Source organism: Candidatus Zixiibacteriota bacterium (genome assembly GCA_035380245.1).
Classification (GTDB): Bacteria; Zixibacteria; MSB-5A5; order GN15; family FEB-12; genus DAOSXA01.
Window position 1 is genome coordinate 1 of sequence record DAOSXA010000009.1, and the last position, 14586, is coordinate 14586.

The following is a 14586-nucleotide window of genomic DNA, read 5'->3' on the forward strand; positions in this document are numbered from 1 at the left end:
GACGAGGTCGAGCAGTTCCTCAACAACTGGGTCCAGGTCGGCCGCGCCATGTTCGGCGATTCCTCCAGAAGCGAGTAAACCACCACTGCCTTAAACCATCCCATCGGGCAAACGGATACATCGAGTCATTCAACGGAAAGTTCAGGGATGAATTCCTGAACCGGGAGGTTTTGGATACGCTGCCGGAAACCAGGGTATTGACTGCTTGCTTGCCGATGGAATATAATTAAACTTAGCTACATAGTTTACAGCGATACAGGCTTCCTGTCTTGGAATTGCTTTGCCTGTTAACGGTTGTCGATACTAATTAATAGTGACCTAACATTTGAATCAAACCAGATAATACAAATAACCAGGAGGAAACGATATGAATGTAATCTCATTCGAAGTTGAAGAATTATTTGGACGCAAAGGTACCATCTCTATTAGCCTAAAAGATAGCGCAACGATTGTCTTCGGCATTAATGGGTCGGGTAAAACCACTGTGCTCAAATTGCTCAATTCAATGCTAACAGGCTGTCTTTTCGAAATCCTAAATGTGAGTTTCAAGTCGCTCTCCCTTAACCTGAGTAATGGTAAGACAATTAAAGCCACTCGTGTTCAATCTATGAAAAAAAGGAGGCAAGGTACTTTTCCTTACGCCATTAAGCTTGAGCTGCTTGACACTAATAGTAACGTGGTACACTCTTCAAATATAAATATAAATAAATATATTGAGCTATCGGAGCGCATACCTCTAAATATGATAGAACACGTAATCCCAGAACTCAACCGAGTAAATCGACGTGAATGGATTGATATAACGACCAACAACATCCTTTCCTTTAATTCCGTTCTGGAGAAATACTCGGACCAACTTCCCTGGGCACAACCTAACATTGATATCGATTGGTATAGAACTTTGATTGAGAAACTCCATGTCAAGTTCATCCAAACTCAGCGCCTTATAATAATGAAGGCCGAACCTAATAATTACAATCATCGCAGCGGTCTTCAATATCAAAATGCTGTTATAGATCGCTCAGGACGACTTCGAACGCTCATCCGAGATAAACTTAATGAATCGATAAACCTGTCACAAAATCTGGACAGTACCTATCCAAGACGATTACTATTGAAGACAGGGAAACGCCTCACTGATACTCAGCTAAAGCAGCTTCTTGATGAAACAGAATGTCTTGGAGACAAGCTGCGGAAAGTTGATCTACTAACTGCGGGAGGCAATTTTGACATTCGCCTGGAGTCGATCGGCGAGAACAATCGACAAGCTATCTCACTGTATCTTTCCGATAGCGCTGAAAAGTATCAAGCACTAGAACCTTTTGCCGACAAGCTTCTCTTATTTCTCGATATTATTAATCGAAAATTCAAACCTACAAAGACAGTGAAGGTTGACGGTCAAACCGGTATCCATATCGGTTTGGCTAATGGCGATGAACTCCACCCTAACCTGCTAAGCTCTGGAGAACAGCATGAGATTGTACTTTTGTTGGACCTGATATTCTTCTCTTCTCCTGGAACGTTGGTTTTGATTGATGAGCCAGAAATATCCCTTCACATCGACTGGCAGAGAGAGTTTCTTTCTGATGTTGAAGCGATCGGCAAGGCTGCAGGTTTGAAATTCGTTCTAGCAACACATTCGCCTGCCATCATCGGGAATCGAGTGGATATCTGTCAGGAAATCTGAAATGGATATTCCCTCTTACGATGGCGCGGCGGCAGCCGCGGCCGTCTTAATGAGTCCGTCCCGGCGATCGTCCCCAATCCTATTTGTAGAAGGCACCTGTGAAGTGCAGCTGCTATCCCATCACCTTCCTGATTATGTGGATCAAATAATTTCTTGCGGTGGCCACGCCGGTGTGGAGGAAGCAATTGCAACCATTAAGAAGTGGGAAGTGGCTAACAGTACAAGGTTAAAAATTCTCGGCTTAATCGACAATGACTATGGAGTTCGTGATAGTCGACCACGGATCATAACGTCAGAGAACCGTGATGTTGAAGTCGATATGTACATGACAACGGCGGGAGAGAAACTCCTTAATGAGAAGGCCAGCTGCAAGAAATGTCCCAATCCACGGACCACCATCTCCGAAGCAATGCATCAACTTTACATTGTTGGCCTAACTCGGTATTACAACTCACAAAATGGCTGCTCGTGGAATATCAATAATATCAATCTTGAAAAATGCATTAATCCAGACGGAACATTTAACTCGGACAAGTTCCTAGTTCTCTTAGGACAAGAGAACGGCATCTCGATCGACACAATGAGATTGCTTCGAGACAGTCTGCGATCAAGTAGGGGTATCCAGACCCAACTAATCATCCGTGGCCACGATGTCTCCACGATCTTGGGGAAGTGGCTCCGTAATCGTATCGGTAACAGACAGAAAGCTGAAACTAGTTGGAAAGTTATCGAGGAAAACCTGCGCCTTGCCACAACGTACTCCGAGCTCTCGAAATACAACTGGGCACGTCGTATCAAGAAACATCTAATAAATTAGGTCACCATTAGATGAATCAAATTACACCTATGGGGCAGCCTGAATATAGGAGTGTCTCGTAGTGCCGCGATCATCGGGAGTAAACCATTTCGATACACTACGCTCGTGGAATGGGTCGCAGTCCCGAGCATTTGAGGAACTCTCTTACCAATTGCTCAAGTCAGACGTTCCATCCGGCTCACAAGCAATCCGGACTGGCAACCCAGATGGAGGCGTTGAGTGGTACGCGACTCTCCCCGATACCACGGAATGGGGCTGGCAAGCCAAACATGTTCATGGTATTGATGCACTACTGGCTGGAATGACTGACAGTGTCCAGCGCGTTGTTCGGGACCGCCCGGAATTGGTCAAGCTAACCTTCGTTATCTCCTGGAACCTAGCTACATCAACGCGAGGCGGCGAGCGCATCTCTCAGCGGCAGAAGTTCGAGTACAAAATCGCGTCATGGAAGAAGCATATTCGCGGTGCTAAGCGCATCGAATTCGAGCTAATCCAGGGGAGCGATCTCCTCGCAATTCTTGCTCGGCCTGAACATCGCGGTCGAGCCTGGTTTTGGTGGGAAACACCGGTTTTTGACTCCGGGTGGCTGGAACGACGGTTTAAAGAACAGGCCGCGGCGGCCGGGGAGAAGTATCGCCCAGACTTACAAGTTGACCTCCCTATAGAGGAAGATCTTAAAGCACTTGGCGCGACCCAATCAATATTTGAAGAATTCAAGCTACTACGACAAAAGGTAATATCTGCTGGCCATGATATGCATCTAGTGCCAATTGGGCCCCAGGATCTGGTTAAGTTACATAACACCGTTAGCCAATCGGCTAAACAATTGATCGACGCTTGCCAGAAGGTAATCCTTCAGGCGAGTATTAATGCTTCCTCGCTTGATCCACTAAAGAGCGCTTTGAGTGAATTCCTCTCCTCTGTGAGCAACGCTGAACAACGAGAGTTCGAGTTGGAGATAAAGTGGAGTAAACAACCACCGGAAAATCATGATGAAGAGCGCCAAAGGCCTCTGGCTGAAATGCATGGCTACTCGGTCCGTAAACTCCGTGATGCAGCTTCCGAACTTGAGTCGTTGCTGAATTCATCCGTTGGACGAGCTCTCCAGCAACGCAATTACCTTCTTGTCGGACCAGCCGGTTCTGGGAAGACCCATCTCTTCCTTGGCAGCGTCCATCAGGCTATAGAGGAGGGGCGACCAGCAGTTGTTTTATTTGGCGCAAGGTTCGGATCAGATAATCTTTGGGGAAGCATCTGCGACCAACTCGGGCTTAAACCTATTGGAGCAGATGTCCTACTCGGGGCAATGGACGCTGCTGGTGAAGCATCTTCTGTGTCGGGAAGACGCTTCGTCCTGCTAATCGACGCTCTAAATGAAACTGTTCCGCCTAATTTCTGGGTAAGACACCTACCTACTCTACGAGCATCTATCGCGCTTTGGCCGCATGTCTCACTGGCGGTGTCGTGCCGAGACACGTACTTGGACGTTGTCGACGATGACAACGAGCGCTCCCAATACGTGCTCCGCAAACATCCTGGCTTTGCAGGTCGAGAGGTAGAGGCAACACAGAAATACTTCACCCACTACAACCTTGAAGCCCCGTGCATTCCGCTGCTTGTACCCGAGTTCAGTTTACCCCTCTTCCTAAAAATGTACTGCGAGAGTCTGCGTGACTCCAGGCAGAGCAACTCTGCAATTGGACATGAGGGACGCGTTCGGATCTTCGATCGATACCTCAGTGTAAAGTTGAAGCGAGTCGCACACCTTCTGAGACCTACCGCAGCATCCACATACGAAATTGAGCACGCCAAATCATGCGTATCAAAGGTCATTGATGCTTTACTTGATGAGTTTGCACTGACCGGCCGAGAAGGAATTTGCGTCGAACGGGCTGAGGAACTCGCCACAACAGTTATGAACGGGACGTCTTACGATACCGCCAACATACTAGGAGCGCTTCAGAACGAAGGACTCCTGATACGAGAGATGCTCTATCTGGGTGGAAACTCTATGCAGGATGGGTTCTGTATCGTATTCCAGGCCTTTGCTGATTACTTAATCCTACGCAAACGTCTCTCGGCTATCGAGGACCCAATGAACGATGCGGACCTGCGGCGGTGGCTTCTTGACGATTGCAGTTTGGGAATCGTTGAGGCGGCAGCTGTGGCACTGCCGGAACTCTATGACACGGAGCTTCCAGATTTTCTGGGCATAAGCGCCAAGTCGATGGAGTTTCCAGACAGTGACGACGACGGTAGTCGTCTTAGGTCAATACGTGCACAGCGCGTCTTTCAGGCGGTTTTTGAGACATTGCCCTATCGGGACGCTAGAGCTATCACCGAGAGAACCATAAAACTCTTTAATCAAAGCTTTCTGCTGATCACGCCGGATAAACTCTTCCGAAAGCTTTTCCTCATGGCACCACAGCCGGACAACCGTTTGAACGCTGAGGCTCTCCATCGCTATCTAATGGGATTCAAAATGCCCAAGCGGGACTCATTCTTCGGCTTCGCCACTTATCACGAAATCTTTGATGAATCTAGCCCGATAGCCACACTGGCTCGATGGGCTGCGCTCGGACCCTATCCTAAATACGACCCACAGGTCATTGAGTTGTCGTGTGTACCACTTATATGGCTGTTATCATCCTCGAATCGTTTCATGCGTGACTGGGTAACGAAGGCATTGGTTCAACTTCTCCGAGGACATCTAGACGTTGCACGTCGGCTAGTTGAGCGTTTTTGGGAAATTGATGACCCTTACGTAATTCAACGAGTCGTTGTCATCGCCTACGGAGCCCTCATGCGCAGCAATCCGTCTGATCATAAGGACGCCAAGAAGTTAGCAAAGGTGATTTGGAAACTTGTTTTTACTCATCCTATCCGAGCCGATGAGCTGATGCTTGACGCGGCAAGGGGTGGGGTTGAGTGGGGAGTTGCGCATAACCTCCTTCCTAAGAAGGCACTGATTGACATCAGGAGACCTTACAAGCTCGCACCACCAAGAGGAGTACCAACAGAGGCAACGCTTAAAAAGAAATATGGCTTTAACGAGGGACAGCCCCCCAATGAAAGTTACAGTACGATCCGTCTATCGCTCTGGGAACTGGGTGACTTTGGACGCGACGTTGTAGCATCTGGCATTCAAAACTTTTCGCGCTATCGTTGCGAGGAGGAGTTTCCCGAGAAGGAGCACTGGCCGGAGCCACGATTCATAAAAAGCAGATGGGTAGCCTTCAAGAAGGCACTCACTCCCAAACAACGTGAGGATCTGGGAAAGTTTTTAAAGGAAACCGCAGAATCAAAACCAGCTAAATCTTCGGAATTCTGCCGAACTCTAAACGAAAAACAAGCAGAATTACTGCGCTCGGTTTGGAAACAACCATCGAGACGGCGTTTGCGTAATGATGAATACCCAGTGGATAAAGCCCTGCGCTGGGTCTTTAAACGGACCCTAACTCTCGGGTGGAGACCCCAACTGTTCGGCTTCGTGGACCATAGGATCGCCCAATCGCGCGGAGGTCGTGAGGCGCATAAGAGTGAACGATGGGGTAAAAAATATCAATGGATGGCATATCATGAATTGTTGGCTCGTATTGCCGACAATTTCCAGCCTGTTCGGCAATGGGATGCCTCCAAGCCGTATGAAGGGCTATACCAAATCATCGCCGAACGGGAGATCGACCCTAGTCTACCCCCAATCGACTACCGCGGCTTTGTAGAAGGTGGAGGAGAAGGCAAGCCTACTTGGCGACCCGCTCCAATTAGAGTTGTCGATTGGCCACCAAGTCAACCTGACTTCAAACAGTACGGCGGAAGCATCGAGCGGTTCCTCTCCGACACCGCATCTGAACCTACACTCGATCATATGAGCTTTGTAACAGATGCGGAAAACGAGCGATGGTTCCTGCTCTCTGCCTACTTCTCACAGGGCGATCCATCTGCGGACAAGCGTTGGCTCGGTCTTCAGCAGGTTATTGCACTCGACAGCTGGCTGACGCCACGCGATCAGACTAGGCTACTGTTGCCACATTTACTAAAGCTCGAACAGTCACATCGTTGGGACTTAATCGATGACCAGGGGCACGTCGACTGCTGCTATGCTGGTGAGATAGGTTGGACTCCTCATAAATGCTATCACCAACAGGCAAAGTTCAGGGAACTAGTCGACGGAGAACAGCGCTGGCAACTTGTCCCCACCGTCGAAACAGTCATGTGGGAGGGAAACAGCACCGACTGTTCAATTGGCGATTTTGTATTTGCAGCGATGCCATCGACTTTCATTCAGGCCAAGGCGAAACTTATACTGGACGAGCGAGGGCCTTCGTGGTGGGATACTACCGAAGACGTTGTTTTCATGAATTATGGTGTTGATGAGCCCATCAGATGCCGCAAGTCGCTTCTGGTTCGCGGCACCTGGCTTCAGAAGTTCCTCACTGAACACAATCTTGAATTATTGGTTAGGATCTATTGCGAACGGCGATTGGTTGACAGCGATCACCGACAGCATCATCCATCCCAAATCGTCTATTCTGCTGCGCGGATCAACGCTGATCTCAATATATTTATTTCCAATGATCAAGTACGCAAGCAGTTATGACGACGATCTAGCTCGCCAAAAGTCCTCGCGATTATTCTCGTTTATCCCATGGTGCCCCACACCCTGAATCCCAGTAGTGTCCCAACATTAGTCGAACAATGTCAATTGGTTAGGGAAACCGGGGTTGTCAAAAGTGTAATCGGAATCTGTAAGTACTTGCAGGAGAGGAGACTTCTCGAAAAGGGATACGCTCAAAATCTGTAGAATAGTGTAGAGAGGAAGGTTGATTCGGAGTCGTTTCCGGATGATGGCGATAAGCAGATAGGTACTGATGGACTTGATGTTATGGTTGCTTTCGTACCTTCGAACAATGGGATAAAATTAGTGCCAAGAAAGAGACTGCATCAACTGGGAAAAGATTGTTGTGCCGATATACACGCTTAACCTCCTTGTTGTTCAGGGGGCGTGAGCGTATAACCACATTCAAGTCGAAAATAGGGTTTTTTAGACTTAACTTCATATTAAAGAACGAGTTGCGATATTCGACAGATCAAACGCTGGGACACTACTAGTTTGACCTAATAATAGTATTCAGTAGAAAACGCCCCGCCTCGGCCTCTGGAGATTTCTGCACCTGATTACTCTGATTGGGAAATTTTCAATGGGGGAATCAAAGCCCACATCCTAAACCCTCTGCTCCCCTCTCCCCTCCATGACCTACATGCCTATATGTGACAACGGTTTCAGAGGCAGACGCCATCAAAGGGGGAGAGAAGCCATGCACTATATATCTATGATCGTTGCATCTCTATTTTTGCTTGTTTGTTCCCTGCAAGCGCAAGTTCACCAATCTTGCAACCCAATCGCGTCTCCAGAGGCCACTCCATCGACAATTTCGTATGAAGGAGGCAACGGCACTTCTTTTTCCGAAGCCGTTGTTATAAAAGGCGCTCCGAACTCAGATATCGGAGTTCCAGCCGAATATGACTGGTTAGCTAAAAATTATCCCGGCTATCGGATGTTTAGGCAAAGAACGGTAACAAACGACGGGAAATGCTACGACATTTTATACATTACCAACGCTCGGGACGCGGAAATAACTATATACTTCGACATAACAAATTTTTTCGGCATGTAATCGCACTCCCGGAAATAGGGTTATCCCCAGAGGAAAGAATCTATGCAGAAATCGGCGCGCGGTGTCTGCCTGGCAATGGCGGCCGGGCTGCTGGCGATCCACGGCGCGGGGGCGGAGCCCTACCGCCACGCTCCCACCGGGATCGTCTTCCCGGATAGGCTGGCCGGGCTCGAAAAAAAGGCGGATATAACCGACTTCGAGCCGGACTACCCCGGCTTCGGCATCAGCGTCGGATACAACGGACCGGGCATCACGGTTACGGTGTACCTCTACACGCTGGGGATAAAGCGCATTCCCGCCGGCCCGGATTCTTCGATCCTGAAGGAAGAATTACAACATGCGGAGGGCGACATCACGACCATGGAGGAGAGGGGTAGCTATGCCAACGTGAAGAAGATCTCCGAAGGCAAGGCCCCGCTGAACGTAAACGGTTCCGGGCCGGTAGCCCTCTACGCCTACTACCGCTACACGCAGAACGGAAAATCCCGCGTGTCCTATCTCTACCTGACGGGGTTCCGCAACCACTTCCTCAAGATTCGTTTCACCTACGACAAGGACGTTCGGCTGACCGCCGAAAGAACCCGGATACAATTCCTGGAGGAGTTCAGCCGCATCCTCGGTGCCGGTGCCGAGGAAACGCCCAAGCAGGAAGTCCCGGCGCCCAAGTGATCGGATTATCTCTTGTCGCTGGATGGCGAAAACGAATCGGCATTCTGAAACATATCTTGAAGCAGTGATGCGACGGACTCCGAATATGCTGGTTGCCTTGATTATATGGGCTATCGGCTCCTCACTGCTGGCTTTGATATATCTGCTTTCACTCAACTATACCGTCATCGTTGCGGCCCTCATCGTGATAGCCGTCGCGTTAATCGGCAGTGTCGCCGCATATGCCGCGAACCGCCGACGATGGGCTTGTTTTGCCGCTGGGGTCCCGGCGTTCTTGGCCGTTTGCTGGTTCCTGATCTTTGTCGTAGTCTATTTTTTCCGTTCCGCTTAAAGCAATCTGACAGCCTGGTCTGCCCCGCTGCCGGGAATAGATCCCCTTGACTATGTAGCCCATGTGGGCTACCTTTATCCCGTAACGATGGAGGATGAATATGAGCAGAACCGCCACAGTCAGAGCGCGAATCGAGCCGGACCTGAAGGCCGACGTGGAGAAGGTGCTCGATCGTGTAGGCTTGAGCACAACGGAGGCGATCAACCTGTTCTACCGTCAGATCCGTCTGCGCCACGGGCTCCCCTTCCCCGTCGAGATCCCGAACGAGACCACGCGGCGGACCTTTGAAGCGACCGACCGCGGAGAGGATCTCCATGCATACGGGAGTCTCGATGAAATGTTCGCGGCGCTCGACAAATGTTGAAGCTCAAAACCACGACCCGTTTCGAGAAGGACTACAAAAAGGCCCGGACATCGGGCCGAGACATGTTCCGGCTCAAGCGGGTCATGACGTGGATCGCCGACGAGGAGCCCCTCCCGCCCGAGCTACATGACCACAAGCTCATCGGGAATTATCGAGGTCGACGGGAATGTCACCTCGCCGGCGACTGGCTCCTCATTTACAAGATCGAAGATGACAGCGTTATCTTCGAGCGCACGGGAAGCCACTCCGATTTGCTGAGGAAGTAGGCGCGGATATCGCACCGCAGGCTATTCGCCGCCAGCGCGCCGAAACCCTCGGCGCGGGCGTTCGATAAAAGAGAAGACTAAGCTACTTCTCCCAGTTCTCGACCTGCAGATCCGGAACGCGGCGGAATTCCCGCTCGTTGTTGGTTACCAGCGTCAGCCCCAAAGCCAGCGCGTGCGCCGCAATCATGGTGTCGAGCGGTCCGATACGTTTACCCCGAGCTTCGAGTTCCGACCGGATACGGCCGTATCGGTCGGCAACCTGGTCGTCGTACGGCATCACCGTCATGGGTGTCATAAACTCGGCCAACGCCAGCTTGTTCTGCTTGGGGGCGGCGCTCTTGGCCACCCCGTACTCGAGCTCGCTCAGCGTAATCGCAGAGACGCAGACGTCGTCAGGCCGCAACCTTGTCAGCCTGCGCAACAAGTGGGGAGAGCGTTTCCGGATCAACTCGATGCAGATATCGGTATCGAGCATGAACCGCATCACAGGCTTTTTCGTTCCTGCTGCTCGGGCTGAACACGGCGCGTCATGAAATCGTCCGAAAACTTGTCCAAGCTGTTCACCAGGGGCCCCCAAGGACTTTCTTTCGAGAAGAGAATGACGATGTCCTCAAACTTTTTTACATACACCTCGTCCCCTCGAAACCTGCACTCTTTCGGCAGACGCACGGCTTGGCTCCGGCCGTTCTCGAACAGTTTCGCTGTTTTCATGGCTGTCTCCTTGGTATCTATCATGATAGATACCATTTTGGCGCAGCGGCCGTCAATGTCATACTCCGCCGAACGACTATGTCGACTCCGCTCATTCCCCCTTTGTGGTGAGAAGCAAAGAGCAGAGAGCATGGGGCATAGGAGGGTTCAGGGTTCAGGAAAACAGGAAAGAGCATGGGGCAGAGCATAGAAAAAGCCACGGCCCCCTTGGGGTTCAGGGGGGAAGCAGGGAAGAGCGTAAATCCGTCATTGCGAGCGAAGCGAAGCAATCTCCATATATTTGAACTGCTCCAGAGATTGCTTCGTCGCTAAAGCTCCTCGCAATGACCTCAAATATCCCGGGCCCTATGCTTACCCAAAACCCTTTCCCTATCTGTGTAAACCTGCCTGCCGGCAGGCAGGTCTGTGGACTGCTTCCGAGGCCGAGGTGGTGGGTTCCTGAACCCTCACTTTCCCTATACTCCATGCCCTATGCTCCTATGATTGACAGCGGCCCATCGATCAGGCTATTGTAGTATGACTACGCTATCGATGGAGGTATCGGCATGCATTCAGTCGTTCTGTCGCCCAAATATCAGGTGGTCATCCCCCGCCCGGTGCGCAAGGCCATGAACCTTCGCCCCGGCCAGAAGCTGCAGGTACTCGAATACGAAGGCCGCATCGAGCTGATCCCCGATCGGGACGTCGCCGAGCTGCGGGGATTCCTGAAAGGGATCGATACCGGCTTCGAGCGCGAGGGGGACCGGGTATGAACCTGGTGGATTCCTCGGCGTGGTTGGAGTACTTCGCCGACGGTCCCAACGCCTCTCACTTCGCGCCCGTGGTGCAGCAGCCCGACCGGCTGATCGTGCCCGCCGTCGTCATCTACGAGGTCTTCAAGGTTGTTTTGAGGGAATCGGGCGAAAACGCGGCCATGCAGGTATGCGGCGCGATGCAGAAGGGCCGGGTCGTCGATCTCGACCTCAAGCTGGCCCTGGCGGCCGGCAAACTGAGTCTCGCCCTTTCCCTGCCCATGGCCGATGCCATGATCCTGGCGACCGCGCGCGAGTTAGGCGCAACGATCTGGACCCTGGACGCGGACTTCCGGGAGATCCCCGGCGTGAAATATTTCCCCAAGAAGTGACGGGAACAGCCGCTATATATTACTGTTATCTCTGCAATATATGCAGAAGTAATAATGCCAGAAATCCTGAAATCTTTTGTTCTCGAAGTATTGTGAGAATTCCTAAATATTTTCCCAATTGAATGATTTTTGCATTAAGGAGACAAGCAAATGACAAACATAGAAATCGTCACTATCCTTGCCCTCATCCTTAACCTGGGCGCATTAATTGTTGTAGCCATACAAACCCATTTAACCGGCAAAGCACTTCGCTCAGCGACCATTTCCACTACTTTGTCAATAAAAACTATGCAGGTCAATATGCTTCCGAGTGCAGGATGGCTAATAGATATTACTTGCAAATTTAATTCCTGGATTAAAAATCTTAATGATACTATTAATATTTGCAGAAATATTGAGCTTACAAAAGATGCAAATCATCTAGAGAAACTTGCCAATGACAGCAGTATATATTGTACTGGACTGCTTCATTCGCAATTTAGAAAACATGCTCCCCTATGGCTCATTAACATTGGTATCGCTGGGGCTCAATATTATTATAATGCAAAATCATTACAAACTTGCCTATGGCTTCCTTCTAAAAATACCCCTAATTTTGAACTTATCCCACCATTTATTCAAAGATGCGAAGATTCAATCTACTGGCTCAATGAATTATTGACCTTTTTAGATGATGTAATACCAAAAGCATATTTAAATGCCCCTGCTAGTATAAATGAAGATAGATTCTTTCTATAGATATCGAGTAGAAGGCCCACACAGTACATCCATATTTCTCTCTCCTTGCGCGTACTGACGAATAGCAGAAGGTGCTGCTTCCTATCGCAAGCAACACTGCGGTATACTCCATTCGCGATCTTATCTACGATTGCTCGATGTAGTGGGTGACTCATGCGTCTCTCTCCTCTGCCGAACAGCCTACTGAGCAGTCCTTCTCGGAGGGATGGTCCTTCTGGCTGTTTTGGGGGCTTGCACCACTGGTCCCTGCCAGAACTGATTTATCTCGGACCATAATCAGTAACCTCCCTATGCGCCCGTTTCAGCCCATCGAGAACGTCGCAGCGCCGCCCACGACGAGACCATCGGGCCCCTCGCCGTCGAGCCGGGTTGTTTTTTATGCCCGGAAGGGTTACCATCGTAAATAAAACAGTTTCCGGGGAGCGCGCCAATCGCAGTAACCAAGGACGTGGTATGAAAGAAAAATTAACGAGAATCGTGACGGCAGGTTGCGTGTTGGCAGGACTTTTATTAGTGGCCGCACCGGTTACGTCGGGCGCCGATCCCGAAGAGTATTTCGAATACGAATTGACATACATAGGCGGCACGTATCAGGTCACTATCACCGGTTACCTCGGTCCGGGCGGGTACGTGCAAATTCCGGACAGGATTGAAGGCTACTGGGTCGTCACCATCGCTTCAGCCGCTTTCGAAGGGAACACCGCTCTACTCGGTGTTTCAATCCCCGACACCGTGGGCACTATCGGGTCCGGTGCATTCCGGGGTTGCACCGGCCTCACGAGCGTTACCATACCGGATTGGGTCTTAACGATCGAGGAGGGAGCGTTTGCGAGTTGCACCAACTTAACGAACATTACGGTCAATCCTCTCAACCGAACGTTCTACAGCGTCAGCGGGGTATTATTCACAAGAAAAGATCTGCTGAATCAAATTAAACTTGTTCAATTTCCGGGGGGCAAAGCCGGGCATTATGACATACCCGATGGTGTGACCCACATATTGCCGGAAGCTTTTTGTGGCAGTTCGAGTTTGACCACCGCCACAGTTCCCGCCGGCCTTACCACAATCGAAGGCGGAGCGTTCCGGGAATGCCCTCAGCTTACCGGCCTTTATTTCAAAGGACCCGCTCCCGGCTCCGGAGAGGATGCGACTGTTTTCGAAGGGTCCGACACTGTCGTGCTGTATCGTTTGGCTGCCAGCAGCGGCTGGCCGGCGATAGGGGACTTGTGGGACGATCGCCCGACGGCATTATGGAGTGGAATAATACCGACGCCGACGGCCACCCCGGCCCCTACCCCGTTCAACGCCGTCGACAGCGGCGATTATGACGGCGACGGGACCTCCGACATCGGGATCTTCCGGCCCGAGACCGGCTTGTGGGGCATTCGAAGCGTCAGCAGCTTCTATTTCGGGGGACCGGGAGACCTGCCGGTCAGCGGCGACTACGGCAACGACGGAACGTCCGACCCGGCGATATTTCGTCCGACCACGGGGTTGTGGATCGTCCGGGGGATCACCCGGGCTTATTTCGGGGGCGCGAACGACCTGCCCGTGCCCGGGGACTACGACGGCGACGGACGCTGTGACCCGGGGATCTTCCGGCGCAGCTCCGGCCTCTGGTCCATCCGAGGGTTCACCCGCTGCTACTTCGGAACTACGGAAGACGCCCCTATTCCGGGTTACTTTTCCGGTGACCGGCCCAAGAACATCGCCGTTTTCCGGCCGACCACCGGACTCTGGGCGGTCCGGGGGCTGACCCGGTTTTATTTCGGAACCTCGGGCGACGTCGGCCTGGCCATGGATCCGGTCGGGACGGGAACGGACTCGGCCACCATTTTCCGCGGCGGGGACGGGCTCTGGGCTTCGAGGAACCTGACCCGATTCTACTTCGGAGCCGGGGGAGACTGCCCGGTTCCCGGCGATTACGATGGAGGAGGCTCATCGGACGCGGCCCTGATGAGGCCCGCGAGCATGCTCTGGGTGGTGAGGAACCTGACCCAGGCGTATTTCGGACGCGACGGGGATCTTCCGGTGACGGGGCGACCTTGCCGCCCCCTGACCCCCACGCCGACGTCGTCGCCTTCCCCCACACCTCATACCGGTACCCCCACCCCCAGCCCGACCTCGACCCCGATCACCCCCACGCCCACGCCCAGCGTCACCCCCACCGGGGTGGGGGTGACGCTGGGCGTGGGCGTGGGG

At 51.6% G+C, this 14586-nt stretch carries 13 protein-coding genes; 11 read left to right on the top strand and 2 right to left on the bottom strand.

Annotated elements, in window-relative coordinates; translation table 11 throughout:
• Positions 1 to 367 precede the first annotated feature (367 nt).
• From PLF13_14370 to PLF13_14400, 7 genes are all read left to right on the top strand, one after another.
• On the top strand, positions 368 to 1687 hold the full coding sequence (locus PLF13_14370) for an AAA family ATPase (protein ID HOP08454.1): 1320 nt from the start codon (positions 368 to 370) through the stop codon (positions 1685 to 1687).
• 1 nt (position 1688) lies between these two features.
• A complete protein-coding gene (locus PLF13_14375; protein HOP08455.1) occupies positions 1689 to 2504 on the top strand; it encodes a hypothetical protein in 816 nt (271 codons plus the stop codon).
• Between the two features lie 151 nt (positions 2505 to 2655).
• Positions 2656 to 7104 (top strand): hypothetical protein, encoded by a 4449-nt coding sequence (locus PLF13_14380; GenBank protein ID HOP08456.1) that lies wholly within the window; start codon positions 2656 to 2658, stop codon positions 7102 to 7104.
• A 1120-nt stretch (positions 7105 to 8224) separates the two neighbouring features.
• Complete coding sequence (locus PLF13_14385) at positions 8225 to 8851, top strand: hypothetical protein (GenBank protein HOP08457.1); 627 nt, start codon at positions 8225 to 8227, stop codon at positions 8849 to 8851.
• 67 nt (positions 8852 to 8918) lie between these two features.
• Positions 8919 to 9182 (top strand): hypothetical protein, encoded by a 264-nt coding sequence (locus PLF13_14390; GenBank protein ID HOP08458.1) that lies wholly within the window; start codon positions 8919 to 8921, stop codon positions 9180 to 9182.
• Positions 9183 to 9282: 100 nt separating this feature from the next.
• On the top strand, positions 9283 to 9546 hold the full coding sequence (locus tag PLF13_14395; protein HOP08459.1) for a type II toxin-antitoxin system RelB/DinJ family antitoxin: 264 nt from the start codon (positions 9283 to 9285) through the stop codon (positions 9544 to 9546).
• Positions 9540 to 9812, top strand: a complete 273-nt coding sequence (locus PLF13_14400) for a type II toxin-antitoxin system YafQ family toxin (GenBank protein HOP08460.1) — start codon at positions 9540 to 9542, stop codon at positions 9810 to 9812. Before PLF13_14395 ends, PLF13_14400 begins: the two co-directional genes overlap by 7 nt.
• Positions 9813 to 9894: 82 nt before the next feature.
• On the opposite strand, the gene PLF13_14405 is transcribed toward PLF13_14400, so the two are convergent.
• Complete coding sequence (locus PLF13_14405; protein HOP08461.1) at positions 9895 to 10296, bottom strand: type II toxin-antitoxin system VapC family toxin; 402 nt, start codon at positions 10294 to 10296, stop codon at positions 9895 to 9897.
• Positions 10296 to 10523 (bottom strand): type II toxin-antitoxin system VapB family antitoxin, encoded by a 228-nt coding sequence (gene vapB, locus PLF13_14410; GenBank protein ID HOP08462.1) that lies wholly within the window; start codon positions 10521 to 10523, stop codon positions 10296 to 10298. Before vapB ends, PLF13_14405 begins: the two co-directional genes overlap by 1 nt.
• Before the next feature lie 545 nt (positions 10524 to 11068).
• Between vapB and PLF13_14415 the strand changes: the two genes are divergently transcribed.
• The 4 genes from PLF13_14415 to PLF13_14430 form a co-directional block, all read left to right on the top strand.
• Entirely contained in the window at positions 11069 to 11275 is a 207-nt protein-coding gene (locus tag PLF13_14415; GenBank protein ID HOP08463.1) for an AbrB/MazE/SpoVT family DNA-binding domain-containing protein, read from the top strand.
• Entirely contained in the window at positions 11272 to 11646 is a 375-nt protein-coding gene (locus PLF13_14420; protein HOP08464.1) for a type II toxin-antitoxin system VapC family toxin, read from the top strand. The genes PLF13_14415 and PLF13_14420 overlap by 4 nt, the downstream gene beginning before the upstream one ends.
• Before the next feature lie 150 nt (positions 11647 to 11796).
• The gene (locus PLF13_14425) at positions 11797 to 12384 is read left to right on the top strand and encodes a hypothetical protein (GenBank protein ID HOP08465.1); all 588 of its coding nucleotides are present in this window, start codon (positions 11797 to 11799) and stop codon (positions 12382 to 12384) included.
• A gap of 453 nt (positions 12385 to 12837) precedes the next feature.
• The coding region (locus tag PLF13_14430) for a leucine-rich repeat domain-containing protein (protein ID HOP08466.1) at positions 12838 to 14586 on the top strand (1749 nt) is incomplete at its 3' end.